The organism is Sulfitobacter sp. G5_S2_6_S6 (assembly GCF_054968505.1).
Genome location: NZ_JBQKUI010000001.1, coordinates 615,802 through 641,727, shown reverse-complemented (window position 1 = coordinate 641,727; position 25,926 = coordinate 615,802). Strand labels below are relative to the sequence as shown.

Genomic DNA, 25,926 nt, shown 5'->3' with positions numbered 1-25,926 from the left:
CAAGCGCAGCACCAAAAGGATGATGCCGCATGGCAAGAGATGACAACCGGGGTGGCAACCGCCGCAACCAACGCGACGAGACACCCGAATTCGCCGACCGCCTAGTGGCGATCAACCGCGTTTCCAAAACCGTTAAGGGTGGTAAGCGCTTTGGCTTCGCTGCACTTGTCGTTGTTGGCGACCAAAAGGGCCGCGTAGGCTTCGGCAAAGGTAAAGCGAAAGAGGTTCCAGAAGCCATTCGCAAAGCCACCGAGCAAGCTAAGCGCCAAATGATCCGCGTTCAGCTGCGCGAAGGCCGCACTTTGCACCACGACATGGAAGGCCGTCACGGTGCCGGTCGCGTTGTAATGCGCACAGCACCAGAAGGTACCGGGATCATCGCCGGTGGTCCAATGCGTGCCGTATTCGAAATGCTGGGTGTTAAGGACGTTGTATCGAAGTCCATCGGGACCCAGAACCCTTACAACATGATCCGTGCCACCATGGACGGCCTGAAAAAAGAATCTTCGCCACGTGCTGTTGCTCAGCGTCGCGGCAAGAAAGTTGCAGACATTCTGCCCAAGCGTGAGGACAATGTTGAATCGTCCGCACAAGTCGCTGAGGAGGCATAAGCATGGCTAAGACGATCGTAATCAAGCAGGTTGGCTCGCCAATCCGCCGCCCCGCCGACCAGCGCGCTACGTTGATTGGTCTGGGTCTGAACAAAATGCACCGTGTGCGTGAACTGGAAGACACACCTTCCGTTCGCGGCATGATCCGCAAGATTTCTCACATGGTTGAGATCATCGAAGAAAAAGGCTGAACGCTTTCCTAGAAAGCTAGAGACTTTATAATGGTCTTGTTGCTCGGTATCGACGCCCCGTGGGAAACTACGGGGCGTTTTCATTTGTCTCGGGCACCTGGGAGTTGGGGCAGGGCTTGAAACCTTCAGGCCTCCCGTCTATACGCCCCCAGTGGCCACCAATCCGCCACAAGAATCATGCAACGCCGCGTTTGGCCGCTCCCGTCGCTGGGGGCCACATCCGGCAAAAGGAGAAGCGACATGAAACTTCATGAACTGTCTGACAACGAAGGCGCCACCAAGAAACGCAAGCGCGTAGGCCGTGGTCCTGGTTCCGGCACCGGTAAAATGGGTGGCCGTGGTATCAAAGGTCAGAAATCCCGTTCGGGTGTATCGATCAACGGTTACGAAGGCGGTCAAATGCCCTTGTACCAACGTCTTCCAAAGCGCGGCTTCACCAAGCCAAACCGGAAGTCCTATGCCGTTGTAAACCTGGGCCTGATCCAGAAATTCATCGACGCCAAAAAGATCGACGCCTCCGCTGCGATCACCGAGGACGCCCTGATTTCCTCCGGTCTGGTTCGTCGCAAGTTGGACGGTATCCGCGTTCTGGCCAAAGGCGATTTCAACGCCAAGGTTGAACTGCAGGTATCCGGTGCATCCAAATCCGCGGTTGAAGCCGTAGAAAAAGCGGGCGGCAAACTGACCGTCACAGCACCTGCCGCGGCAAACGCAGACGCGTAACCCGACCTTTTGCCTTGTGAGCGGGACGCGTCCCGCTTACATAGTCAATCGAGTTTTCCCAAATGCCGCCCGCCGGAAAACGGCTTGGGCGGCGTTTTTGCAAAGAAAGAGCCCTATATCATGGTATCAGCCGTCGAAAGCATGGCCGCCAACACCAGTTGGTCCGCGTTGGGCAAGGCGACAGACCTGCGCAACCGGATTCTATTCACTCTGGGGTTGTTGATCGTTTATCGCCTTGGCACGTTCATTCCGGTTCCCGGGATCGACGGCACCGCCCTGCGCCAGTTTATGGAAAGCGCGGGTCAAGGCATCGGCGGCATGGTTTCCATGTTCACCGGCGGCGCACTTGGCCGTATGGGGATCTTTGCCTTGGGTATCATGCCCTACATCTCTGCATCGATCATCGTTCAGCTGATGACCTCGATGGTGCCCGCGCTTGAGCAGCTCAAGAAAGAGGGCGAGCAGGGACGCAAGAAGATCAACCAATACACCCGCTTCGGTACGGTGGCTCTGGCGACGCTCCAGGCCTATGGCCTGGCTGTCTCCCTTGAGGCTGGCGATATCGCCGCTGATCCGGGCATGTATTTCCGCATCGCTTGTATGATCACGCTGGTCGGTGGCACGATGTTCCTGATGTGGCTGGGTGAGCAGATCACCGCACGCGGCATCGGTAACGGTATCTCGCTGATCATCTTTGTTGGCATCATCGCCGAGGTTCCTGCCGCGATTGCGCAGTTCTTCTCTTCGGGTCGTTCTGGTGCGATCAGCCCCGCGATTATCGTTGGCGTGCTGGTTATGGTTATCGCGACGATCATGTTCGTCGTCTTTATGGAACGCGCCTTGCGCAAGATCCACATCCAGTACCCGCGCCGTCAGGTTGGGCAAAAGATGTACGATGGCGGTTCTTCGCACCTGCCGGTCAAGGTGAACCCCGCCGGTGTTATCCCTGCGATCTTTGCCAGCTCTTTGCTGCTGCTGCCGGTCACGATCAGCACGTTCTCGGGCAATTCTACCGGTCCGGTGATGTCGGTTCTGCTGGCCAACTTCGGCCCCGGCCAGCCGCTGTACCTGCTGTTCTTTGTCGCGATGATCGTCTTCTTTGCATACTTCTACACGTTCAACGTCAGCTTCAAGCCTGACGAGGTTGCGGACAACCTGAAGAACCAGAACGGTTTCGTCCCCGGTATCCGTCCCGGTAAGAAAACCGCCGAGTATCTGGAATATGTTGTGAACCGCATTCTGGTGCTCGGGTCGCTTTACCTCGCGGCTGTTTGTATTCTGCCCGAAATCCTGCGTGGCCAGTTTGCGATCCCGTTCTACTTTGGCGGTACGTCGGTGCTGATTGTTGTGTCCGTGACCATGGACACGATCCAGCAGGTACAAAGCCATTTGCTTGCACATCAGTATGAAGGTCTGCTTGAGCGTTCCCAGTTGCGCGGTAAGTCTGGCAAACCACGGAAAAAACGGAGCCCGGTACGTCGATGAACATTATTCTCTTAGGACCACCCGGAGCGGGTAAAGGTACACAAGCGCGTCATCTGGTTGAGACACGCAATATGGTACAGCTTTCCACCGGTGACATGCTGCGTGAAGCCAAAGACAGCGGGACAGAGATGGGCAACATGGTTGCCGATGTTATGGCGCGCGGTGATCTGGTGACCGACGAGATCGTGATCGGCCTGATCCGCGAAAAGCTGGAAGACACCACTGACCACGGCGGTTTCATCTTTGACGGTTTCCCACGCACGCTGGCGCAGGCCACTGCGCTTGGTGAACTGCTGGAAGCGACAGGCAAGCCATTGGATCACGTGATCCAGTTGGGCGTGGATGATGAGGCGCTGGTTACGCGTATCTCCGGTCGGTCCACCTGCGGCAACTGTGGTGAAGTCTATCACGACGTGACCAAGCCTCAGCCCGCCGACGGAAAATGCGAAAAATGCGGCGCGTCTGACTTCAAACGCCGCGCAGACGATAACGAGGAAAGCCTCCGCAACCGTTTGATGGAATACTACAAGAAGACCTCGCCGCTGTTGGGCTATTATTACGCCCACAACATGCTCACGCGGGTTGACGGTCTGGCGGACATTAAAGAGGTGCAGAACAGCATCGCCAAGGTTCTGGACGCTTAATGCAACCTTACGACCGATAGGCAACGGCGCGCTTTTCGAAGCGCGCCGTTTTGCTATTATATGGGGCAGGGTGGGGTGCTTTCAGATTGAAAGGGATATCCATGCGGCGTTCAGCCGCTATGGGTTGACGCGCCGGTCAATTCCTCATAACCAGCCGTATCTCGTAAGAGAATCGAATTGCAACGGGCACCGATCACGCCCTGCGCATGAACACCTGATCAGCTGGAGCCCGACGGCACATTCGCCTCGGGCTTCACGTTGTGAAAAAAGGGTCTGGCATGACGGACCCGCAACGAAAAGGAAGCACACACGTGGCACGTATTGCCGGCGTAAACATCCCGACTGCAAAGCGGGTTCCAATCGCCCTCACATATATCACCGGTATCGGTAACTCCTCCGCAGCTGCAATCTGCGAAGCTGTTGGCATCGATTCCACACGTCGTATCAACGAACTTTCGGATGCTGAAATCCTGAAAATCCGTGAGTATATCGACGAAAACTACACCGTCGAAGGTGACCTGCGTCGCGACACGCAGATGAACATCAAGCGTCTGATGGACCTTGGTTGCTACCGTGGCCTGCGCCACCGTCGTAACCTGCCGGTTCGTGGTCAGCGTACCCACACCAACGCTCGTACGCGCAAAGGCCCTGCAAAGGCCATTGCCGGTAAGAAGAAGTAAGGGAGGGTCTGATCAATGGCACGCGAAAAGACAAAGACGAAGCGTAAGGTTTCCAAGAACATCGCCGCAGGTGTGGCGCATGTTAATTCCAGCTTCAACAACACAAAGATCCTGATCTCTGACGTTCAGGGTAACGCAATTTCCTGGTCCTCCGCAGGCACCATGGGCTTTAAAGGGTCGCGTAAATCGACACCTTACGCGGCTCAGATGGCTGCTGAAGATGCAGGTAAAAAAGCCCAGGACCACGGCGTGAAAACGCTGGAAGTCGAAGTGCAAGGCCCCGGCTCCGGCCGTGAAAGCGCCCTGCGCGCGCTGGCAGCTGCCGGGTTCAACATCACATCGATCCGTGACGTGACCCCAATGGCGCACAACGGCTGCCGCCCTCCGAAACGCCGCCGCGTCTAAGAGTATAAGTTACAATAGGGGCCGCGTCTTTGCGCACGGCCTCTTACTGCTTTGTTGAAACCTCGGGAGTTCTTCGCCATTTGGACATGGGGCGCAGAACAGGAATGGAGGGACGTATGATCCACAAAAATTGGGCTGAATTGATCAAGCCACAGCAGTTGGACGTCAAGCCGGGCAATGACCCTGCACGTCAGGCTACTGTCATCGCAGAGCCGCTCGAGCGTGGCTTTGGTTTGACAATGGGCAACGCGCTGCGCCGCGTTCTGATGTCGTCGCTGCAAGGTGCCGCCATCACATCTGTACAAATTGATAATGTTTTGCACGAATTTTCGAGCGTTGCGGGTGTTCGCGAAGATGTCACCGACATCGTTCTGAACCTCAAAGGCGTTTCCCTGCGCATGGAAGTCGAAGGGCCAAAGCGCCTGTCGATCTCTGCCAAGGGGCCGGGTGTTGTCACTGCTGGTGACATCTCCGAAAGCGCTGGTATCGAAATTCTGAACCGCGATCACGTGATCTGCCACCTGGATGACAACGCTGACGTTTACATGGAACTGACGGTCAACACCGGCAAGGGCTATGTGGCGGCAGACAAGAACAAGCCAGAAGATGCGCCTATCGGTCTTATCCCGATCGACGCGATCTATTCGCCGGTCAAGAAAGTGTCCTATGACGTGCAACCGACCCGCGAAGGTCAGGTGCTGGATTATGACAAGCTGACGATGAAAGTCGAAACAGACGGCTCCATCTCTCCTGACGATGCCGTGGCCTTTGCTGCGCGTATTCTGCAGGATCAGCTGGGCATCTTCGTCAACTTCGACGAGCCTGAATCCGCATCGCGTCAGGACGACGACGACGGTCTGGAATTCAACCCGCTGCTGCTGAAGAAAGTGGACGAGCTGGAACTGTCCGTCCGTTCGGCAAACTGCCTGAAGAACGACAACATCGTCTACATCGGCGATCTGATCCAGAAGACCGAAGCCGAAATGCTGCGCACGCCGAACTTTGGCCGCAAGTCTTTGAACGAGATCAAGGAAGTGCTATCGGGCATGGGCCTGCACCTTGGTATGGACGTCGAGGACTGGCCACCAGACAACATCGAAGACCTCGCGAAAAAGTTCGAGGATTCGTTCTAAGAGATTTGTCGGGTGGGGCTTCCCCGCCCGACAATACGACCGGGCATCGGCCCCAAGGAGAGTTGGCGCTACGCACGCCAGCCAGACAAAGCAAAACCGCCCGTAGAGGGCATTAAACTGGAGACTAGAAAATGCGTCACGCACGTGGTTACCGCCGCCTGAACCGTACACATGAACACCGCAAGGCGTTGTTCTCGAACATGGCAGGCTCGCTCATCGAACATGAGCAAATCAAAACAACATTGCCAAAAGCCAAAGAATTGAAGCCAATCATCGAAAAGATGATCACATTGGCAAAGCGCGGCGACCTGCACGCGCGTCGTCAGGCTGCAAGCAAGCTGAAGCAAGACCAGTATGTCGCGAAACTGTTCGACATCCTGGGCCCTCGCTACAAAGACCGTCAGGGTGGCTATGTCCGCGTTCTGAAGGCGGGCTTCCGTTATGGCGATATGGCACCTATGGCCATCATCGAATTCGTAGATCGCGACCGCGACGCGAAGGGTGCAAACGACAAGGCGCGCGTCGCGGCCTATGAGGTTGCCGAAGACTAAAGCGACCTGCTTTTGTTAAGAATTCTGAAAGCCCCTGCCAACGCAGGGGCTTTTTGCTTTTATGCCTTCGGCGAGGATTTAAATCCATTTGGAACTCGGGTGTTGCGCAAGGGCCTATGGCTGCGCATATCTGGGGGCATGAGAATACTTCTGATCCTGCTGACCGTTCTGTCTTTCCCTGCCGCTGCGCAAACTGTGCCAAGCTCTGCCGCGCAGATCCAGTTGAGCTTTGCGCCGCTGGTCCGCGAGGCCGCGCCCGCCGTGGTGAACATCTACGCCCGCACCATCGTCGAACAAAGCCGCACGCCGCTGCAGGCTGATCCATTCTTTGAACGTTTCTTCCGACGGCCAGATGCCGGCCGCCCACGGGTTCAGAACTCGCTCGGGTCCGGCGTGATTCTGTCGGAGGACGGGATCGTGGTGTCGAATTATCATGTGGTCGGGATGTCGACGGACATTCGGATCGTCCTGTCGGACCGTCGCGAGTTTTCCGCCCGTGTGCTGCTGAGCGATGCAGAGAGCGATCTGGCTATCCTGAAAATCGATGACGTCGACGGGCTTACCCCTTTGTCGTTGCGCGATAGCGATACCGTCGAGGTCGGAGAGTTGACGCTGGCCATCGGCAACCCCTTTGGGGTCGGGCAAACGGTGAGCAGCGGGATCGTGTCAGGGCTTGCGCGGTCTGGCGGTATGAACGGTGGCGGGCAGGGATACTTCATCCAGACGGATGCACCGATCAACCCGGGCAACTCTGGCGGTGCGTTGATCGACGTAGAGGGCCGGTTGATCGGGATCAACACCTCGATCTTGACACGCTCTGGCGGGTCAAACGGGATTGGCTTTGCGATACCTGCCAATTTGATCGCGGCGTTCATGGCGCAGGCGCGCGACGGGGCCGTTGAATTTACCCGACCTTGGGCGGGGATGAGCGGGCAGCCGGTGGACGCGGATATGGCGGGCCCGCTTGGGCTGGACCGGCCTGGCGGGATCATCGTGTCTGGGATGCACCCTGCCAGCCCGTTTCTGAAGGCCGGTGTGGCTGTCGGCGATGTGATCACAGCGGTCGATGGGCAAGAGGTACATACACCCGCCGAGATGATCTACCGCATGAGCGTGGCCGGGATGGGGGCGCAAGCGCGGATCACGCGGCTGCGCGATGGCAAGGTGGAAGAGGTTGAGGTCGCGTTGATCGCCGCACCGGAAGAGCCATCGCGTGCCGCGCTCACGCTGGATGAAAGCAGCTTGCTACCGGGGTTGGCGTTGGCGCGGATCAATCCTGCTGTGATGGCTGAATTGAACCTCCCGCTTGAGGTAGCGGGTGTGGCGGTGATGGATACCGGGCCCTATGGTGCGCGCGTGGGGTTGCGGCAGGGGGATGTGATCTTGGCCGTGAACGGGGCCGAGGTGCAAGCACCGTCGGACGTCAGCGACCAGATGGCGGGCAGCCGTCAGGTGTCGATGGTGGTGCAGCGTGGCGTGCAGCGTCTGTCGCTGCAATTCCGGGTCTAGCGCGATGGCGGACCTATTTGGATCGGACGCGCCGGCTGTGGAAAGCGGGCACCGCCCGTTGGCGGACCGGCTGCGCCCGCGAAGCTTGGGCGAGGTCATCGGCCAGTCACAAGTGTTGGGGCCGGACGCGCCGCTGACGGTCATGCTGCAGTCGGGGTCGCTGGGGTCGCTGATTTTCTGGGGGCCGCCCGGCGTTGGCAAAACGACGATCGCGCGACTGCTGGCAGATGAGACGGACCTGCATTTCGTGCAGATCAGCGCGATTTTCAGCGGTGTGCCTGAGCTCCGCAAGGTCTTTGATGCGGCGAAAATCCGGCGACAGAACGGGCAGGGGACACTGCTGTTCGTCGACGAGATCCACCGCTTTAACAAGGCGCAGCAGGACGGCTTCCTGCCTCATATGGAGGATGGAACGATCCTGCTGGTCGGGGCCACGACCGAGAATCCATCGTTCGAGCTGAACGCCGCTGTGCTGAGCCGGTCGCAGGTTCTGGTGTTGGAGCGCTTGCCGCTGTCTGATCTGGAACGGCTGGCCCAAAGGGCCGAAAAGGAACTGGGTCGTGGCCTGCCACTGGACGGGCCTGCGCGTGAAAACCTGCTTGAGATGGCTGATGGCGACGGGCGTGCGTTGCTCAACCTGATAGAGCAAGTCGCCGCTTGGAAGGTCGAGGGCAAGCTGGACGGTAAGGCGCTGTCGGCGCGGTTGATGCGGCGCGCGGCGCAATACGACAAGGGGGGGGACGCGCATTATAACCTCATCTCAGCGCTGCATAAATCCGTGCGCGGCTCTGACCCAGACGCGGCGCTGTACTGGCTGGCGCGGATGCTGGAGGGAGGCGAAGACCCACGGTATCTGATGCGCCGGATCACGCGCATGGCGGTCGAGGATATCGGGCTTGCCGATCCGCAAGCGCAGTCTGTTTGCCTGCAATCGTGGGAGACCTACGAGCGGCTCGGCTCGCCCGAAGGGGAGCTGGCGATTGCGCAGGCGTTGACGTATCTTGCGCTGGCACCCAAGTCGAACGCGGCCTACGTGGCCTATAAGGCAGCGCGGCGTGCGGCCAAGCAAACCGGCTCCTCTCCGCCGCCAAAGCACATCATGAACGCGCCCACCAAGATGATGAAAGAACAGGGCTACGGCGCGGGGTATGCCTATGACCATGATGCCGAAGACGGGTTTTCCGGCCAGAACTACTTTCCCGACGGGATGGAGCGACCGCAGTTCTATCAACCTGTCGAACGAGGCTTTGAACGTGACCTGAAAAAACGCGTCGATTATTTCGAAAAGCTGCGGTCAACGCGGAAAACTTGACATTCGGGACGTGAACCGTGAGAGACCGCAGATGATTTCAACCCTGTCCCTTGTCGCTCTGGGCGGCGCGATCGGTGCCTCCTTGCGGTATCTGTTTGGTGTCGCCGTGACGCGGCTGGTCGGGCTGTCGGATTTTCCGGTCGCGGTCCTGACGGTCAACATCATCGGGTCGTTCTTGATGGGCCTCTTTGTGGTGTGTGCCGCACAAAAAGGGCTGACGCAGATCAGCCCGTTTGTGATGACCGGGGTGCTTGGCGGCTTTACAACGTTCTCGTCCTTCTCGCTCGAGACGGTCACGTTGATGGAGCGCGGCCAGATCGGGGCGGCAGGGATATATGTGGCACTGTCCGTCGGGCTATCGGTGCTAGGATTAATGCTGGGCCTTTTCGTGGCCAGAGGGGTATTTGCATGAGCCGGGTTCAACATCTGGTCGTAGAAGAAGGCGACGGGGATCAACGGTTGGACCGTTGGTTCAAACGGACCTTTCCGCTGATTGGCCAAGGGCTGATCGAAAAGATGTGCCGGAAAGGTGACATCCGTGTTGATGGGGGGCGGGTAAAAGCCTCTACTCGGCTTGAGGTCGGGCAGACCGTACGTATTCCCCCACTGCCTGATGAAAAGGCTCCGCCGCCGCCCAAGCGCACGCGGATATCAGAGGCGGATACCAAGTTTATCCGGTCCTGTGTGATCTATCGCGACGATCACATCATCGCGCTGAACAAACCGCCGGGGCTGCCGGTGCAAGGCGGGTCTGGTCAATCGGACCGCCACGTCGACGCGCTTGCCGATGCTTTGATGTTCGAGCTTGATGAAAAGCCGCGCCTTGTGCACCGGTTGGATAAAGACACCTCTGGCGTGCTGATCATGGCGCGGACACGGTCAATTGCCGCCGCGCTGACAGCGTCGTTCCGCCATCGCGAAACCCGCAAGATCTACTGGGCTGCGGTCGCGGGCGTCCCGCATCCGCGCAACGGGACGATCAAATTCGGGCTGGTCAAAGCCTTCGGTCACGGGGCCCGTGGTGAGGGCGAAAAGATGTACTGCGTCCACCCGAAAGACATGGAAACAACCGAAGGCGCCAAGCGCGCGACCACCGATTATGCGACCCTCGCACAAGCCGGTAAGCGGACCTGCTGGATGGCGCTGATCCCTGTGACGGGCCGGACGCACCAGCTGCGTGCGCATATGGCTGAAATCGGGCATCCCATTGTCGGAGATGGAAAATATGGCGGTTCAGGTCAGGAAAACATGGGCGACGGATGGGGCGCGCAACTGGGAGGTGATATCTCGAAGAAGCTGCACTTGCATGCGCGATCCCTGACGCTGGAGCACCCTGTAACCAAGGCGCGACTGAACCTCACGGCCCCGCTGCCGGACCATATGGCGCGCACCTGGGACACGTTCCAGTGGGCACCCTCCGACGTGCCTGCTGACCCGTTCGAGGAGGATTGGGGGTGAGCGATTGGAAAGCGAAACGTTTCTGGAAAGAGGCGGCCGTTGTCGAGGCGGAGGGTGGCTATACTGTCGAGCTTGACGGGCGCGGGATCAAGACGCCGGCCAAACGTGCACTGGTGGTGCCAACCCGCGCTATGGCACAGAAAATCGCCGCTGAGTGGCAGGCACAGGACGGGGTGATCAACCCCGACACCATGCCCGCTACCAAAACCGCCAATGCAGCGATCGACAAGGTTGCGCTGCAACATGCCGAGGTTGCGGATATGTTGGCGGCCTACGGCGACTGTGATCTGCTGTGCTATCGCGCGGATAGCCCGGCTGAGCTGGTCGCGCGGCAGGCCGAACAATGGGACCCCATGCTGGAGTGGGCCCGCGAAGCCTTGGGCGTGAGCTTGCAGACCCGAGTGGGGATCATGCACGAACCCCAGTCACCTGCGGATGTCGCACGCCTGTCCGCGCGCACCCATGCGTTAAGCAACTTGCAACTCGCTGCCTTTCACGACCTTGTGAGCCTGTCTGGCTCGTTGATCTTGGGCTTTGCGGCTGCGCTTGACGCGAGGGAAGCGGAATCGATTTGGGAAATCTCGCGTCTGGACGAGATTTGGCAGGCCGAGCAGTGGGGCAATGATGACGAGGCAGACGCCTTGGCCGCAGTGAAAAAGACTAGTTTCTTACACGCTAAGTTGATGTTTGACCTGAGCGTGCCCGAATAGGTTTCACGGTGACCCCAATACATAGGATTGAGGGCATTTTTGAGCACACTGACTTGACGTTCCGGCGTAAATTCGCCCAAACTCCCTTCCACTGACGGGGATAACCCCGCCAAAACATCTCCGGTCCGAAAAGGTGCCGGGTGAACCGCCCTAAAACGTGGCGGAAAATCAGGAAGAGGTTAAAATGAACAAATCCGTATTTTTTGGTGCGCTAACAGTAGCCGGCCTTGCGGCTGGCGCAGCTGCTGCGTCCACGCTTGACGATGTCAAAGCGCGCGGCAAGCTGAACTGCGGCGTTACCACCGGTCTGGCTGGCTTTGCGGCCCCCAACGCTAATGGTGAATGGGAAGGCTTTGACGTGGCGGTATGCCGCGCCGTTGCCGCTGCTGTACTGGGCGACCCCGCTGCTGTCGAATTCATCCCCACAACCGGCAAAACACGCTTTACCGCGCTGGCTTCGGGCGAGATCGATTTCCTCGCACGTAACACCACATGGACCTTCAGCCGCGATGTCGACCTCAAGTTCGACTTCATCGGCGTGAACTACTATGACGGTCAGGGCTTCATGGTTCCGAAAGAGCTTGGCGTTTCCTCTGCCAAGGATCTGGATGGCGCGACTGTCTGCATCCAAACCGGCACCACGACCGAGCTGAACCTCGCGGACTTCTTCCGCAACAACAACATCAGCTACGAGCCCGTTCCTGTTGAAACAAACGCCGAAGGCCAACAGCAGTATCTGGCCGGTGCGTGCGACACCTATACTACCGACGCCTCCGGTCTGGCTGCGACACGTGCGACCTTTGAAAACCCAGGTGAGCACATCATCCTGCCCGAAATCATCTCCAAAGAGCCTCTGGGCCCGCTTGTTCGCCATGGCGACAACGACTGGGGCGATGTAACCCGCTGGGTTCTCTACGCTCTGATCGCAGCTGAAGAGCTGGGTGTCACATCGGCAAACGTCGAAGAGATGACAACAAACACCACAAACCCAGAAGTTGCCCGTCTGCTTGGCACCGAAGGTACTTTGGGTGAAATGCTGGGTCTGGAAGCTGACTGGGCGAAGAAAGCCATCGCGTCGCAAGGTAACTACGGCGAAATCTTTGCCAAGAACATCGGCGAAGAAACACCAATCGGTCTGGCCCGTGGCCTGAACGCTCAGTGGACAGACGGCGGCCTGATGTACGCGCCTCCTTTCCGCTAAACACATCCGTCGAGGGGCGCGGAGCAATTCCGCGCCCTTTGCGCCTATACGACGCAAAAATAAAACCCGGCCCGCGACACCGAATGGTGCGTGAAAAACAGGTCCGGCACACAGGGAAAATCTGATGACGACAATGTCCGACCCTCAACAGGGCTCGTTCCGGCTGTCGATGTTGCTTAACGACACCCGCTATAGATCCTACACTTTCCAGTTTATCGCGCTGATACTGCTTATCGCATTGATGTCGTTTCTGGGCATTAACCTGGTACGAAATCTGGCAGAGGCCGGATTGAACATCTCTTACGGGTTTTTGAACGTGCCAGCCGGCTACGATATCAACCAATCCTTAATCGATTATAACAGCCAGTCATCGAATCTGCGTGCCGCAATGGTCGGTATCATTAACACGCTTCTTGTTGCGTTTCTGGCCTGTGTCACTGCGACAATTCTGGGTGTGATCGCCGGTGTGGCGCGCCTGTCCAAGAACTGGCTCGTGTCCAAACTGATGTCGGTCTACGTCGAGATTTTCCGGAATATTCCGGTGCTGATCTGGATCCTGATGATCTACACCTTGATGACGGCCGTATTGCCCGCGCCCAACAAGTTCCGCGGTGACAACGCCACGTCGAGCATGCTTTTCGACGCCTTCGCCTTCACCAACCGCGGCATCTACATTCCCGCACCGGTTTGGGGCCCGGGGTCTATGATCGTGGTTGCGACCTTTGTGCTGTCGATCATCGCCGCGATTATCTATCGCCGGTATGCGGTTAGCCTTCTGTTCCGTACGGGCAAGCTGCTGCCTATGGGATGGCCCACTGTCGCGATCTTGCTGGTGCCGACGATTGTGATGTTCTTCATCATGGGCAGCCCCATCGCATTGGATTACCCCGAGCTTAAGGGCTTTAACTTCCGTGGTGGTCTGCAGATCGGCGCGCCGCTGATCGCATTGTGGTTGGCTTTGTCCGTATACACCGGTGCCTTCATCGCCGAAAACGTGCGTGCAGGTATTCAGGCGATCTCAAAAGGGCAGACCGAAGCTGCATCGTCGCTGGGCTTGCGCCCGAAGCGGGTCATGAACCTTGTGGTTCTGCCGCAGGCGTTGCGTGTGATCATTCCGCCGCTGATTTCGCAATACCTCAACATCACCAAGAACTCGTCGCTCGCGATTGCCGTCGGGTATGCCGATATCACTGCGACACTGGGGGGGATCACATTGAACCAAACCGGCCGCGCGATCGAATGCGTGCTTTTGCTGATGCTGTTCTATCTCACGATCTCGCTGTCGATCTCTGCGATCATGAACGTTTACAACAACTCTGTCAGCTTGAAGGAGCGGTAAGATGTCAGATACACACGCCGCCTCCGTCCCTTATGTGCGGGACACCATGTTGCCACAGCACGCGCCCCCGCCAACCGCGCAAGGGCCCGTAAAATGGGTCCGCGAAAGCCTGTTTTCGTCGATCCCTTACACCATTCTCACGCTCGCAGCGCTTTACGTTATCTACCTGATCCTTTCCGGCTTCCTTCCTTGGTTGCTGGGCGGGGTTTGGACGACATCCAACATTCGCGAGTGTCGCGAAGTATTGGACGGCGTCCAAGCTGGCTGTTTCTCGGTGCTGACAGAACGCTGGAACCAGCTGTTGTTTGGTATCGCCTATCCACAGGACGGCTATTGGCGCCCGACATTTGCATTCGTGCTCTTGTTCGTCGCCGTGTCACCGGTGCTGTTTAGCAATCTGCCACGTGGGCTCATCCTTTTTACCGTCATCTACCCTTTCATCGCCTTCTGGTTGATCTGGGGCGGTTCCCTTTTGGTGCCATTGTCGGCGTTGCTGGCCGTTGTGGTTGGCTATGTGGTCTACAGCAGAATCGTTAAGACAAGCTTTGCAGGCGGACTTTTTGCGGGTCTCATCGCAGGCATCGTGACGTGGTTTATCTGCGGCTTCATTACGCCAAGCCTATCGGGCGTGCTCGCGCTGGAACCGGTCGCCTCGCGGAACATGGGGGGCTTTATGCTCAACATGATCTTGGGCGTGATCTGTGTGTCTTTGTCCCTGCCGATGGGCATTCTGCTTGCGCTGGGTCGTCAATCGAGCTTGCCGATCATCAAACTGATCTGCGTTGTTTTTATTGAGTTTATCCGAGGGGTGCCTCTGATTACGTTGCTTTTTGTTGCCAACGTGGTCCTGGCTTACTTCCTGCCACCGGGCACAAACTTCGACCTGATCCTACGTGTTATTATCATGATCACCATGTTCGCGTCGGCCTATATCGCCGAGGTGATCCGGGGCGGGTTGGCAGCCTTGCCACGTGGTCAATACGAGGCTGCAGACAGCTTGGGCCTAGATTATGCGCAGGCCATGCGCCTGATTATTTTGCCCCAAGCCTTGAAAATCTCGATCCCAGGAATCGTTAACGTGGCCGTCGGGCTGTTCAAGGATACTACGCTGGTGTCGATTATTTCGATGTTCGACCTGGTTGGGATGATCCGCGGGCCGATCCTAGCGTCGACTGACTGGAACGGCGTTTACTGGGAACTTTGGGGCTTTGCCGCCTTGCTCTTCTTCGTCGTCTGCTACGGCATCTCGCAATATTCACAATGGCTGGAACGTCAACTCCAGACCGACCACCATTAAGGAAAGGCTGTAATTATGGCTGAACAAGCACAAGCGCTGAAAGTCTCGAACGAGGTCGCGATCAGCATCGAGAACATGAACAAGTGGTACGGCACGTTTCACGTGCTGCGGGATATTGATCTGACCGTTTACCGTGGTGAACGTATCGTTATTGCCGGACCGTCGGGCTCGGGGAAGTCAACTCTGATCCGCTGTATCAATGCCTTGGAAGAGCACCAGAAAGGCCGGATCGAAGTCGACGGTACGGTGCTGTCTTCGGACGTTAAAAACATCGACAAGATCCGCTCCGAAGTCGGGATGTGTTTCCAGCACTTCAACCTTTTCCCGCACTTGACGATCCTCGAAAACTGCACGCTTGCTCCGATCTGGGTGCGAAAAACACCTAAGAAGGAAGCCGAAGAAATCGCGATGCATTTCCTTGAGAAGGTTAAGATCCCGGATCAGGCGGACAAGTACCCAGGTCAGCTTTCTGGTGGTCAGCAGCAACGCGTGGCGATCGCGCGCAGCCTGTGTATGCGTCCGCGTATCATGTTGTTTGACGAACCAACGTCTGCCTTGGACCCGGAGATGATCAAAGAGGTCCTGGACACGATGGTCGAACTGGCTGAGGAAGGCATGACGATGCTCTGCGTGACGCACGAGATGGGCTTTGCCCGTCAGGTGGCAAACCGCGTCATCTTTATGGATGAAGGCCAGATCGTCGAACAGAACGAACCTGAGGAGTTCTTCAACAACCCCCAAAGCCCGAGGACCAAGCTCTTCCTCAGCCAAATTTTGGGCCACTAAGTTTCAAGGGCGGGGATTTCCCCGCCCTTTTCTATTGGGCAAGTATCCGTGGCGTCATGTACGCCTGTACGTCGCCGCTGTGCCAGTGCACGCCCCTCCAGTCGTCCACTTCGAATGACATCACCATTGTCGCACCCGGTGGGGTTCCGGCTGCAAGATGAGCTGTGGCACCCACACGGGGCAGGAGGTGCGCCATCTCTGCCACGCCGGGGTTATGCGCAAGAACTAAAACTGTGGACCCTTCAGCGCCCTGTATGGCCGCCATCAGCCGTTCTGTATCTGCTAGATAAAGACGGTCTGTGAAGATTCGTTTAACAGCGGAGGGAATTTCCAAAAATTCGAGCGTTTCCGACGTTCGCCGAGATGCAGAGCATAGCACAAGATCAGGTCTGTAGTCTTCGGCGTCGAGCCATTGCCCGATTGCATGTGCGTCTTGCCGACCTTTGTCATCCAAAGGCCGGTCAAAGTCCGTTGCGATCCCCGCCGGCCAACCTGCTTTTGCATGGCGCATCAGAATAAGGCGTCTCATCAACGTTTCCTTAATGTATCGGCCGCATAAACGAGAAGCTCAGACAGCCGGAAACAGGGGAGGGTGCAATATGCAGTAATTTATAAAGTGGTTGTTACTGGCCGCGGATAATGCTGCCTGCACCATGTTCGGTGAAAAGCTCCAACAAGCAGGCGTTAGGGGCTCTCCCGTCCAAAATCACCGCTGCGCGCACGCCACCGTCGATCGCATCAAGCGCAGTTTGCGTTTTGGGTATCATACCACCGGCAATCGTTCCGTCTGCCACCATCTCGCGTATCTGGCTCGCTGTTAGCTCCGTCAGTACGTCGCCTTCGGCATTCTTCACGCCTGCAACGTCGGTGAGCAGCAGCAAGCGGTCTGCCTTCAGCGCAGCTGCAATCGCGCCCGCCGCAGTATCGCCGTTGATGTTAAATGTTTCGCCGTTGCGGCCCATGCCAAGGGGCGCAATCACCGGGATAATCCCTTTGTCGGCTAGATCGCGTAGCAAACGGGGGTTTACTTCGGTCGGTGCGCCAACCAACCCCAGCTCTGGGTCCTCTTGGTCACAGATAATAAGGCCGCTGTCCTTGCCAGACACACCGACGCAACGCCCACCCTGTGCCGTGATCGCTTGCACAATGCGGGCGTTCACAAGGCCCGACAGAACCATCTCAACGATTTCCATCGTGGCAGCGTCGGTCACCCGTTTGCCGTTTACGAATTCGGACTTGATGTTCAGCCGGCCGAGCATGTCATTGATCATCGGGCCGCCGCCGTGAATGATGACGGGGTTCACGCCGACCTGGCGCATAAGTGCTACGTCGCGCGCGAACTCTTCCATCGCATCGTCGCTGCCCATGGCGTGACCGCCTAGCTTGATAACAACGGTCGCGTCAGCGTAACGCTGCAAGTAGGGGAGCGCTTGGCTCAGGGTGCGTGCGGTGGCGATCCAGTCGCGATTCATGTCTTGTTTTCTCATTCTCTGCCTCGGTAAACGCCGAAGTGCTCGTCACTCCAACGTCGCGATAATGGCACGGAGCGTAGGGATGCCCCAGCCCTTTTCAGAAGACGTAACCACGATTTCGGGGTAGGCGGCTGGGTGCTTGGCAAGCGCACCGCGGACCTGATCCAGAACCTTCTGACGCTCAGCTTCTTTAACCTTGTCGGCTTTCGTGAGGACACATTGAAAAGTCACGGCTGAGCTATCCAGCAAGGACATGATTTCGTCATCGACCTTCTTAACGCCATGCCGCGCGTCGATCAGCACAAACGCCCGGCGGAGCGTTTGCCGACCTGAAAGGTACTGTTTCAGCAACCGTTGCCATTTTTCGACGACGGGTAGAGGAGCGTTTGCATAGCCATACCCGGGCAAATCGACGAGGTAGTGATCGTCGGCCGCGGTAAAATAGTTGATCTCTTGCGTGCGCCCCGGCGTGTTGGACGCCCTTGCCAGCGCTTTTGTGCCCGTCAAGGCATTGATCAAAGTCGATTTACCAACGTTTGATCGCCCTGCGAAACACACCTCCATCCGGTCGGCGGGTGGCAGGCCGTCCATCGCGACAACGCCTTTCACAAACAGCGTTTCGCCTGCAAATAGCATGCGGCCTTTTTCGGCTGCATAGGCATCAGGCTCTTCGGCGATGCTAAATTGGACTTGCATGAGTTAAAGTACCTTTACCTGGTCGCTAAGTGCGACGGAGCCTGTGTGAATGACCTTAGCGTATACGCGGAAATCTTGGTGACCCCAAGTGCTCAATACGCGCAATATGTCGATGTCGCGCTCGCCGTTGTGTCGATTCGCGGTGGTCGCTTGGCACCGCTTGGTGGGGTCCCGTACACGTAGGACAGTTTCGCCACGTGACACGTCGTTCCCGACCCAATCAAGCTCGCTCCATGGTGTTGCGGTATCAAACCAAATGGTGCTTTTGACCCGGTGCTCAAATTTGCACAATGCGACCATTCGTTCCCATCTAGACGCGCCGCGCCATGCGCCACCGCCCAGGTCTGGTTCCACGGCATCGACTGCCCCGTGGAGGGCGCTGTATGATCCAGCTCTTCGCGACCGTGGCTTTTGAGCGGGTGGCGATAGAGCTGGGTCACCGTTGTCATTATTTCGGATCACCCTTCCGTCCGAATTTCATGCTGCCTTTAATATTCCCTAGGATATCAGGCTTATAGCCCTGGCTGCGCATGATCAGGTACTGCTGCGTAAAGGTAATCGTGTTGTTTGCGATCCAGTAGACGACGAGGCCAGATGCGAAACCGCCAAGCATGAACATAAAGACCCATGGCATCCATGCAAAGATCATCTGCTGCGTGGGGTCCGTAGGGGCCGGGTTCAGTTTCTGCTGCAGGAACATCGAAATACCCAGCAGCAGCGGTAGGATCCCGATAAAGACCAATGCAAGAACGGTCCCTGCTTCGGGCGCAGCCCATGGCAGCAGTCCATAGAAGTTGAAGATAGATGTCGGGTCTGGGGCGCTCAAATCCTGAAACGGGCCAAAGAAGGGTGCGTGGCGCAGCTCCAACGTGACGAAGATCACTTTGTAGAGGGAAAAGAAAATCGGGATCTGCATCAAAATCGGCAGACAGCCGGCGGCTGGGTTCACTTTCTCGCGTTTATATAGCTCCATCATGCCCTGTTGAAGCTTTTGACGGTCGTCGCCTGCATCCTTTTTCAGCTTCTCCATCTGTGGCTGAAGCTCTTTCATCTTCGCCATCGAAACGTAGGATTTATACGCAAGTGGGAAGAGCAGAGCTTTGATCAGCAACGTCAGGCCGATGATCGCGACACCCATGTTGCCGATCAGCAGGTTTAGATGGTGAAGTACCCAAAAGATCGGTTTGGTCAGGAAAAAGAACCAGCCCCAATCGATGGAGTCGATGAATTTGTACACGCCTTGCGCCTCATAGTCGCGCAAAATTTCCCATTCTTTGGCACCGGCGAACAACTGTGTGGTGACCGTTGCTGTCTGCCCGCTTGCGACAGTTTGCGTCGGCATCACGGATTCGGTTTGAAAAATCTCAGTGCGTGGCAGGTACTTGACTGATAAGCGCGTTGGCTGTGCCGGATCCGGGATCAGGTTGGTCATGAAATAGTGCCCGGTGAAGCCGATCCAGCCGTTGGTTACACCGTCAATACGTTTGGATGGCACGCCGTTCACGACATCCAGCTCGGGAATGTCATCCCAAGCGGTCTCAAGCAGTTCACCATTGTTCATGGCGACAAGACCCTCGTGAAGAATGAAGAAATTCTGCGCGTCGCTTGGAATACCGTGGCGTGCAATTAGCCCGTAAGGTGCAAGTGAAACCGAGTTTTCGGAAGTGTTCTCAACCTTCTGTTCGATCTTGAACATATAGTTTTCGTCGATTGAGATGGTGCGTGAGAAAAGCTGACCGGCTTCGTTATCCCAAGTGAGCGTGACAGGGGTTTCGACTGACAGCGTTTCACCTTGGCTAAGTGTCCAAAGGGTGTTTGGTCCTGGAACCTGTTCAGGGGCAATCCCCGCACCTGGAGCCCAGCCGTAAAGCGCATAGTAGGCGTCGGGTGTGCCTGCAGGTGATAGCAAGCTTACGATGGGAGCATCGTCTTCGATAGTTGTGTTGTAATCCTTCAAATGAAGGTCATCGACCCGCCCCCCTAGCAGCGAGATTGAGCCGGAAATGCGCGCCGTTTCAACGGGGATACGCGGCGCTTCTTCGAGAGCTGCCGTTGCTTCGTCCGACGCGTCGGTAACATTGTCGGCTGCGCCGGCACTTGAAGGGACAACAGCTTCTGTCGAGGTCGCGTCCGTCACTTGCTGTGTGGCAGCCGGGTCAGTGACGGTTTCGGTTTCCGGAGGCGGAAACAACACGAACCATCCTAGGATGACTATGAAACTTAGAACCGTCGCGAAAATGAGATTCTTGTTTTGATCGTCCATGTGACCGTCACCTGATGCCTGTAATATCAGCGTGGGTTCAACAGAGTAAGGCACCAAAGGTCAAGTAGATTCGCCTTTTCCCCTTTGGTGCACACTGATCTGCCGAAGCCAAACATCAACGAATGCCACCTACCACACCGGGCAGACGTGTCAGTTTTTGGCTATGTGTATGCATCCAAGTGGTCGCTTCGTGTATCTGCATGGGCGGCGCGATGCCGTCGCCTTGAACATGGTCGCAGCCCAGTTGAGACAATAAGCTATGCTCTCCGGCGGTTCGTATATCACAGGCCAGAGTTTCGACGCCTAAATCATGAGCCATCGCAACTACCGCTGACAGGATGCGGCGACGGTTGGGGTGGTTATCAACGTCATTAGTGAGAGACGGGTCGATAATAGCTAGGTCAACGCCGCATTTCTGAATGGTCTCAACGCAATGTGGGCCGCTGCCAAAACCGTGAAGCGCGATACTGCATCCTAGTGTGCGAAGGTCACGGCATGTGGAAATCAGTGGGTGAGAAGGCGTATGCTGGCAAAGGTGTTGCGGTAGGGCTAGTCGCAAAGTACCGGGTTTGACGTCAAGACGATCAAGTTCCCATTCCAGTTTTGCCGCCAGCTGCACGTCATCCACTTGCTCGGTAGAAAGGCTGCATGTGATGAGAATAGGAAAGTGAGGCGCTCGTTGCAGGGTTTTGGCCCTGTGCAGCGCGTGGGTCAGACTGCTGAAGTGACTGAAAAGGGTTTCATCCTCTGCAATTTCCGAGGTGCTGACCGGCGCGGTCATGTCGGTGTTCATGCTGGTGTGGCAGGCCGGAACTGCAGAAAATCCGGTGATCATGCCGGAATGGGTGGATATCTGAGGCTGAAATAGAGTTCGAGCGTGCTGCCTCGGTTCCCGAGGTGTAGGATCGGTGCCGCCGCTTGGTCGGGCAGTGGCCGTCCTATCCAGGGGGCGCGGGTGCGTTGGTTCTGATGGTGTATTACGCCAGCTATCTGAAGCCAAATACAGCAAAGAGGGGGCGACAAAGCCGATGATAATCAACCCCTGCCAGCCGAACCAAAATACGGACAGCGCAAACCCAAGCAAGAGCAAGAGACCAGCGGGTAGATGGCGGCGGGTTGTGCCGCGCCTCGAAAGATTGGGTTTAAGATCGTGTTGCAAATGAAGCCTCGGCTGACAGTGTTACCGCCATACCGATAGCCCTTGCCTCTGACCAAAAGATTAATGTTCTGCCTTTGATCTAAAGGATTTGAATTAAACCCTCAGCTTTTCGAGGGTTTACTTGTCTCGACTGAGTCCTGCAAAATCAAACAGGTTCGGATCCAACAGATGCGAAGGGCGTGCGTTCATCAGCGCGCGGAACATCACCTGACGGCGTCCGGGGCTATTCGCCTCCCAGCCGTCTAGAATCGATTTTACCTGCTGGCGTTGCAGACCGTCTTGCGAGCCGCACAAATCACACGGAATGATTGGATAATTCATGGCAGTAGAGAATTTTTCGCAATCGACCTCCGCAACATGGGCGAGGGGGCGGTATAGGAACAGATCGCCTTCTTCGTTCACGAGTTTTGGCGGCATGGTCGCCAAGCGCCCGCCATGAAACAGGTTCATGAAAAACGTCTCTAGGATATCGTCACGGTGGTGGCCTAGGACAACAGCGGTACATCCTTCTTCGCGTGCGATGCGATAGAGGTGCCCCCGACGAAGCCTACTGCACAGCGCACAGAATGTGCGGCCCGCGGGTATTTTATCCATGACGATGGAATAGGTATCTTGGTATTCGATGCGGTGTTTGACACCCATCTTTTCAAGAAACGCGGGCAAGACCGTGGCGGGGAAATTGGGCTGACCTTGATCAAGGTTACAGGCGACCAGTTCGACGGGCAGAAGACCACGCCATTGGAGCTCGTGCAAGATGGCCAGCAGGGTGTAGCTATCTTTGCCCCCGGACATGCAAACCAGCCATTTGCCGCCGGGTTCGATCATCCCGTATTGCTCAATCGCCTCGCGCGTTTGTCGCACAAGACGTTTGCGCAGTTTGCGAAACTCGGTGCTTTGGGGGGCACCGTTGAAGAGCGGGTGAATATCTTCGGGATGATCAAGCATGGGCTTGGCTTAGTGCAACTGAGTTTGCCGATCAAGCGCCAGTGCATGTGTATGTCGGCGATTGGTGATGTAAAGAAAGGAGAGAAACGGAAGGGCTAGTCCGGTACGTTGTCGATGCCGCTATCGCCCCAAGGGTGGCAGCGAGCGATGCGCCGCAGGGTGAGCCAGCCGCCCTTGATGCCGCCATGTTTAGCAAGTGCTTCCAGCGCATATGCGCTGCATGTCGGGTGGTATCGGCAGTTGTGGCCAACCCAGGGGCTGAAGACGAGGCGATACCCTTTCACAGGCAGTGCCAAAACGCGCGCCAAAGGGGTCACTTTTTTGAGCCAGAGCGTTGCTTGCCGTGCAGGATCCCCAAGGCTTTGGTGAAATCCGACTGCAATTTGTCAAAAGGGAGGGAAGCCGTGGCATCGCTGCGACCTACGAGGACATAATCCATACCGTCGCGTCCCTCGTGAGGGAGCGTCAGGCGTGCGACTTCGCGTAGACGTCGTTTGGCCCGATTGCGCGCGACGGCGTTGCCCACTTTTTTAGAGCAGGTGAACCCAACCCGTATGCCATCGGCTTCGCCCGCTGCGCGTTTACGCATCTGCAGGATGAAACCGGGCATGGCGACCCGAGGGGCGCGGGACGCCCGTTGAAAGTCGGGGCGATTTTTGAGCGTTTGCACACGTAAAGAAACCGCCGGAAGGGTTTCCTCTGGTGTGGCGATGCTGCCATCCATAGGTGCCTCCGACGGTGTCATATCTTTTTGAAACCGAGGTCGCGTATTACGCGCTCAGTTCCTTCCGGCCTTGTGCACGGCGCGCGTTGATGATCTTGCGACCCGCTTTGGTTGCCATGCGTGCGCGGAAACCGTGGCGCCGTTTGCGCACAAGGTTTGAAGGTTGATAGGTGCGTTTCATCGCTCCGACTCCACTTTATACTTTAGCACGCGACCAGATTCGGCGCGTCACTGTCATTTCAAGCCCTGCTCCTAAAGCTGCAGCACGGGCAAGTCAAACCCTTGGTGCCGTTATTTCGGCCTTTGCAACAAATTAAGCCAGCTTATCTGCGCAATGATACAGTTTTCTTGGGAATTGCCGTGACATCGTCATAAAAGCCGCCTTCACATCAACCACACGTGAGCACCCTATCTGACTGGCGATATTTGACCCATCTAATAAGGAGCAACTTATACCCTTTTGAAAGTGACCCGACAATATGTCCGCACAAGCCTCTGAAAAGCCTTCGTGGTTTCGCTACTTGCCCTTTGTGGCCATCTTGGCGGTCGCGGTGATCGGCTATTTCGCCCTGCGCGATTACCTTACCTTCGAGACGCTGCGCGACAACCGCGAGGCGCTGATCGCTTTTCGTGACCAGCACTACGCGCTGACGATCCTCGTTTTTCTGGGCATTTATATCATGATTGTGGGGTTTTCCCTTCCAGGGGCGAGTGTGGCAACAATCACTGGCGGTTTTCTATTCGGGACAGTGTTCGGCGTTCTGGCAAATGTCACCGGCGCGACACTGGGGGCGGTCGTGATCTTTCTTGCCGCGCGTATGGGTCTCGGAGAGACATTGAAGGCGCGCATGGACGCGTCGGAGGGGCTTGTGCGGAAGGTCAAAGCGGGCATTGACGAAAACCAGTGGTCGATGCTTTTCTTCATACGATTGGTGCCCGTGGTGCCCTTCTTTGTGGCGAACCTTATTCCTGCCTTTCTGGGCGTGCCTCTTTATCGCTTTGTGATCTCTACCTTTCTAGGGATCATTCCCGGGTCGCTTGTGTTCACCTCAATCGGTGCTGGGCTGGGTTCCGTTTTTGCACGGGGTGAAACGCCAGACTTCGGCATTATATTCGAACCTCACATCCTGCTTCCTATTCTGGGGCTTTGCGCTTTGTCGGTGCTGCCCGTCGTGTTGAAAGCTGTCACCGGCAAAAAGGAACTTTTGAAATGAACCGCATTAAAACCGACCTGTTGATCATTGGCGCAGGCTCCGGCGGGTTGTCCGTCGCGGCGGGGGCGTCACAAATGGGGGCGGATGTTGTGCTGCTTGAAGGGCACAAGATGGGCGGCGACTGCCTGAACTTTGGTTGCGTGCCGTCGAAGGCGCTGATTGCTACGGGCAAAGCGGCCTATGGGCAGCGGCACAGCGCGGAATATGGCGTGGCCAATGCGGCGGGCGAGGTGGATTACGCCGCTGCAAAAGATCATGTGGCGGACGTGATTGCGCAGATCGCGCCCGTCGATAGTCAGGAACGCTTCGAAGGCTTCGGGGTTAACGTGATCCGGGAGTACGGGCGCTTCATCTCCGAAGACGAAGTGCAGGCCGGAGATACGGTGATCAAGGCGCGGCGCATCGTCATCGCGACGGGATCATCGCCGCTGGTGCCCCCGATTACAGGTCTGGATAAAACGCCATACGAGACGAACGAGACGTTGTTCAATCTGCGCGAGAAGCCCGAGCATCTGCTGATCATCGGTGGCGGGCCGATCGGGATGGAAATGGCGCAGGCCCATATACGCATGGGGTGCAAGGTTACCGTGATCGAGGGAGATAAAGCGCTTTCAAAGGACGACCCCGAACTTGCCGCCATCGTTTTGCAAACGCTCAAGGACGAAGGCATCGAGATTGCAGAAGGCGCGCAAGCTGCTGAAATCCGCGGGGATGTCGGGGCGATAGAGGTGGAGGCAAAAGACGGGCGCGTGTTCAAAGGCTCGCATCTTCTGGTGGCCGTCGGCCGCAAGGCAAATACGGATCGTCTGGACCTGGAAAAGGCGGGGATCGAACCGATCAAGAACGGGATCAAGGTTGACGATTCCCTGCGCACCACCAACCGCAAGGTCTATGCCATTGGCGACGTCGCAGGCGGGATGCAATTTACCCATGTTGCGGGCTATCACGGCGGCGTCGTGATCCGGTCGCTGATGTTCGCCCTGCCTGCCAAGGCGAAGACGGCGCATATCCCTTGGGCCACCTACACCGACCCAGAACTGTCGCAAGTCGGCCTGACCGAGGCGCAAGCCAAAGAGAAACACGGTGACAAGCTGGAGGTCGTGCGCTTTCACTATAACCACAATGATCGCGCCATCGCGGAGCGGAAAACCAAAGGTTTGATCAAGGTCATGGTGGTCAAGGGGTGCCCCGTGGGCGCAAGCATCGTCGGTTACCAAGCAGGAGAGTTGATCAACCTGTGGGCTTTGGCGCTGGCAAATAACATGAAAATGAGCCAGATTGCGTCTATGGTTGCACCTTACCCTACCATCGGCGAAATCAACAAACGTGCGGCGGGGGCGTATTTCAGCCCGCGTCTGTTCGAAAGCGATTTGGTCAAGACTGTCGTTCGACTGGTGCAGCGGTTCATCCCATAAAGC

General features: G+C 56.9%; 30 protein-coding genes. 20 read left to right on the top strand and 10 right to left on the bottom strand.

What is annotated here, in order from left to right; all coding sequences use genetic code 11:
* Positions 1 to 29: 29 nt before the first annotated feature.
* From rpsE to ACTRWK_RS03030, 18 genes are all read left to right on the top strand, one after another.
* Positions 30 to 611, top strand: coding sequence for a 30S ribosomal protein S5 (rpsE, locus tag ACTRWK_RS03115; RefSeq protein WP_005849799.1), 582 nt, complete (start codon positions 30 to 32; stop codon positions 609 to 611).
* A gap of 2 nt (positions 612 to 613) precedes the next feature.
* Positions 614 to 802: a 50S ribosomal protein L30 gene (gene rpmD / locus ACTRWK_RS03110; RefSeq protein ID WP_005849797.1), complete on the top strand. Its 189-nt coding sequence runs from the start codon at positions 614 to 616 to the stop codon at positions 800 to 802.
* A gap of 240 nt (positions 803 to 1,042) precedes the next feature.
* On the top strand, positions 1,043 to 1,525 hold the full coding sequence (gene rplO, locus ACTRWK_RS03105; RefSeq protein WP_005849796.1) for a 50S ribosomal protein L15: 483 nt from the start codon (positions 1,043 to 1,045) through the stop codon (positions 1,523 to 1,525).
* A gap of 120 nt (positions 1,526 to 1,645) precedes the next feature.
* Positions 1,646 to 3,010 carry a preprotein translocase subunit SecY gene (secY, locus tag ACTRWK_RS03100; RefSeq protein ID WP_037945112.1) on the top strand — a complete coding sequence of 455 codons (1,365 nt, stop codon included), beginning with the start codon at positions 1,646 to 1,648 and terminating at the stop codon, positions 3,008 to 3,010.
* Positions 3,007 to 3,654, top strand: a complete 648-nt coding sequence (locus ACTRWK_RS03095; protein WP_289081709.1) for an adenylate kinase — start codon at positions 3,007 to 3,009, stop codon at positions 3,652 to 3,654. Before secY ends, ACTRWK_RS03095 begins: the two co-directional genes overlap by 4 nt.
* A gap of 311 nt (positions 3,655 to 3,965) precedes the next feature.
* Positions 3,966 to 4,334 (top strand): 30S ribosomal protein S13, encoded by a 369-nt coding sequence (gene rpsM / locus ACTRWK_RS03090; RefSeq protein ID WP_005849790.1) that lies wholly within the window; start codon positions 3,966 to 3,968, stop codon positions 4,332 to 4,334.
* A gap of 15 nt (positions 4,335 to 4,349) precedes the next feature.
* A complete protein-coding gene (gene rpsK, locus ACTRWK_RS03085) occupies positions 4,350 to 4,739 on the top strand; it encodes a 30S ribosomal protein S11 (RefSeq protein WP_005849789.1) in 390 nt (129 codons plus the stop codon).
* 116 nt (positions 4,740 to 4,855) lie between these two features.
* Positions 4,856 to 5,872 carry a DNA-directed RNA polymerase subunit alpha gene (locus ACTRWK_RS03080; RefSeq protein ID WP_005849787.1) on the top strand — a complete coding sequence of 339 codons (1,017 nt, stop codon included), beginning with the start codon at positions 4,856 to 4,858 and terminating at the stop codon, positions 5,870 to 5,872.
* Positions 5,873 to 6,003: 131 nt separating this feature from the next.
* A complete protein-coding gene (gene rplQ, locus ACTRWK_RS03075; protein WP_005849785.1) occupies positions 6,004 to 6,423 on the top strand; it encodes a 50S ribosomal protein L17 in 420 nt (139 codons plus the stop codon).
* A gap of 138 nt (positions 6,424 to 6,561) precedes the next feature.
* Positions 6,562 to 7,932 carry a trypsin-like peptidase domain-containing protein gene (locus tag ACTRWK_RS03070; RefSeq protein ID WP_289081710.1) on the top strand — a complete coding sequence of 457 codons (1,371 nt, stop codon included), beginning with the start codon at positions 6,562 to 6,564 and terminating at the stop codon, positions 7,930 to 7,932.
* 4 nt (positions 7,933 to 7,936) lie between these two features.
* Positions 7,937 to 9,244, top strand: coding sequence for a replication-associated recombination protein A (locus tag ACTRWK_RS03065; protein WP_289081711.1), 1,308 nt, complete (start codon positions 7,937 to 7,939; stop codon positions 9,242 to 9,244).
* Positions 9,245 to 9,275: 31 nt separating this feature from the next.
* A complete protein-coding gene (gene crcB, locus ACTRWK_RS03060; RefSeq protein ID WP_289081712.1) occupies positions 9,276 to 9,656 on the top strand; it encodes a fluoride efflux transporter CrcB in 381 nt (126 codons plus the stop codon).
* The gene (locus tag ACTRWK_RS03055) at positions 9,653 to 10,702 is read left to right on the top strand and encodes an RluA family pseudouridine synthase (protein ID WP_005849777.1); all 1,050 of its coding nucleotides are present in this window, start codon (positions 9,653 to 9,655) and stop codon (positions 10,700 to 10,702) included. Before crcB ends, ACTRWK_RS03055 begins: the two co-directional genes overlap by 4 nt.
* Complete coding sequence (locus ACTRWK_RS03050; protein ID WP_462843789.1) at positions 10,699 to 11,412, top strand: ATP12 family chaperone protein; 714 nt, start codon at positions 10,699 to 10,701, stop codon at positions 11,410 to 11,412. The genes ACTRWK_RS03055 and ACTRWK_RS03050 overlap by 4 nt, the downstream gene beginning before the upstream one ends.
* Before the next feature lie 184 nt (positions 11,413 to 11,596).
* Positions 11,597 to 12,613 (top strand): amino acid ABC transporter substrate-binding protein, encoded by a 1,017-nt coding sequence (locus ACTRWK_RS03045; RefSeq protein ID WP_037944858.1) that lies wholly within the window; start codon positions 11,597 to 11,599, stop codon positions 12,611 to 12,613.
* A 124-nt stretch (positions 12,614 to 12,737) separates the two neighbouring features.
* Positions 12,738 to 13,952 (top strand): amino acid ABC transporter permease, encoded by a 1,215-nt coding sequence (locus ACTRWK_RS03040; RefSeq protein WP_037944857.1) that lies wholly within the window; start codon positions 12,738 to 12,740, stop codon positions 13,950 to 13,952.
* A gap of 1 nt (position 13,953) precedes the next feature.
* Positions 13,954 to 15,249 carry an amino acid ABC transporter permease gene (locus ACTRWK_RS03035; protein WP_037944856.1) on the top strand — a complete coding sequence of 432 codons (1,296 nt, stop codon included), beginning with the start codon at positions 13,954 to 13,956 and terminating at the stop codon, positions 15,247 to 15,249.
* 15 nt (positions 15,250 to 15,264) lie between these two features.
* The gene (locus ACTRWK_RS03030; protein ID WP_005849767.1) at positions 15,265 to 16,035 is read left to right on the top strand and encodes an amino acid ABC transporter ATP-binding protein; all 771 of its coding nucleotides are present in this window, start codon (positions 15,265 to 15,267) and stop codon (positions 16,033 to 16,035) included.
* Positions 16,036 to 16,066: 31 nt separating this feature from the next.
* Here the strand turns inward: ACTRWK_RS03030 and ACTRWK_RS03025 are convergent, their stop codons facing one another.
* The 10 genes from ACTRWK_RS03025 to rpmH form a co-directional block, all read right to left on the bottom strand.
* Positions 16,067 to 16,564, bottom strand: a complete 498-nt coding sequence (locus ACTRWK_RS03025; protein ID WP_037944855.1) for a SixA phosphatase family protein — start codon at positions 16,562 to 16,564, stop codon at positions 16,067 to 16,069.
* Between the two features lie 94 nt (positions 16,565 to 16,658).
* Positions 16,659 to 17,522, bottom strand: a complete 864-nt coding sequence (gene argB / locus ACTRWK_RS03020; protein ID WP_174226614.1) for an acetylglutamate kinase — start codon at positions 17,520 to 17,522, stop codon at positions 16,659 to 16,661.
* A 30-nt stretch (positions 17,523 to 17,552) separates the two neighbouring features.
* Positions 17,553 to 18,203, bottom strand: a complete 651-nt coding sequence (yihA, locus tag ACTRWK_RS03015; protein WP_037944854.1) for a ribosome biogenesis GTP-binding protein YihA/YsxC — start codon at positions 18,201 to 18,203, stop codon at positions 17,553 to 17,555.
* 3 nt (positions 18,204 to 18,206) lie between these two features.
* Positions 18,207 to 18,503: an MOSC domain-containing protein gene (locus ACTRWK_RS03010; protein ID WP_037944853.1), complete on the bottom strand. Its 297-nt coding sequence runs from the start codon at positions 18,501 to 18,503 to the stop codon at positions 18,207 to 18,209.
* 148 nt (positions 18,504 to 18,651) lie between these two features.
* Positions 18,652 to 20,466, bottom strand: a complete 1,815-nt coding sequence (gene yidC / locus ACTRWK_RS03005; RefSeq protein WP_289081713.1) for a membrane protein insertase YidC — start codon at positions 20,464 to 20,466, stop codon at positions 18,652 to 18,654.
* A gap of 115 nt (positions 20,467 to 20,581) precedes the next feature.
* Positions 20,582 to 21,550 (bottom strand): EAL domain-containing protein, encoded by a 969-nt coding sequence (locus ACTRWK_RS03000; protein ID WP_462843788.1) that lies wholly within the window; start codon positions 21,548 to 21,550, stop codon positions 20,582 to 20,584.
* Positions 21,551 to 21,742: 192 nt separating this feature from the next.
* On the bottom strand, positions 21,743 to 22,570 hold the full coding sequence (ttcA, locus tag ACTRWK_RS02995; RefSeq protein ID WP_074634767.1) for a tRNA 2-thiocytidine(32) synthetase TtcA: 828 nt from the start codon (positions 22,568 to 22,570) through the stop codon (positions 21,743 to 21,745).
* Between the two features lie 95 nt (positions 22,571 to 22,665).
* Positions 22,666 to 22,887: a membrane protein insertion efficiency factor YidD gene (gene yidD / locus ACTRWK_RS02990; protein ID WP_152540662.1), complete on the bottom strand. Its 222-nt coding sequence runs from the start codon at positions 22,885 to 22,887 to the stop codon at positions 22,666 to 22,668.
* Positions 22,884 to 23,294 carry a ribonuclease P protein component gene (gene rnpA / locus ACTRWK_RS02985; RefSeq protein ID WP_005849750.1) on the bottom strand — a complete coding sequence of 137 codons (411 nt, stop codon included), beginning with the start codon at positions 23,292 to 23,294 and terminating at the stop codon, positions 22,884 to 22,886. The genes yidD and rnpA overlap by 4 nt, the downstream gene beginning before the upstream one ends.
* A gap of 46 nt (positions 23,295 to 23,340) precedes the next feature.
* The gene (gene rpmH, locus ACTRWK_RS02980) at positions 23,341 to 23,475 is read right to left on the bottom strand and encodes a 50S ribosomal protein L34 (protein WP_005849748.1); all 135 of its coding nucleotides are present in this window, start codon (positions 23,473 to 23,475) and stop codon (positions 23,341 to 23,343) included.
* A gap of 298 nt (positions 23,476 to 23,773) precedes the next feature.
* Here rpmH and ACTRWK_RS02975 point away from each other — a divergent pair, with 298 nt between their 5' ends.
* Together ACTRWK_RS02975 and ACTRWK_RS02970 are read left to right on the top strand one after the other, a co-directional pair.
* Positions 23,774 to 24,508, top strand: coding sequence for a TVP38/TMEM64 family protein (locus tag ACTRWK_RS02975; protein ID WP_009825278.1), 735 nt, complete (start codon positions 23,774 to 23,776; stop codon positions 24,506 to 24,508).
* Entirely contained in the window at positions 24,505 to 25,923 is a 1,419-nt protein-coding gene (locus tag ACTRWK_RS02970) for a dihydrolipoyl dehydrogenase family protein (protein ID WP_037944840.1), read from the top strand. Before ACTRWK_RS02975 ends, ACTRWK_RS02970 begins: the two co-directional genes overlap by 4 nt.
* Positions 25,924 to 25,926: the final 3 nt, after the last annotated feature.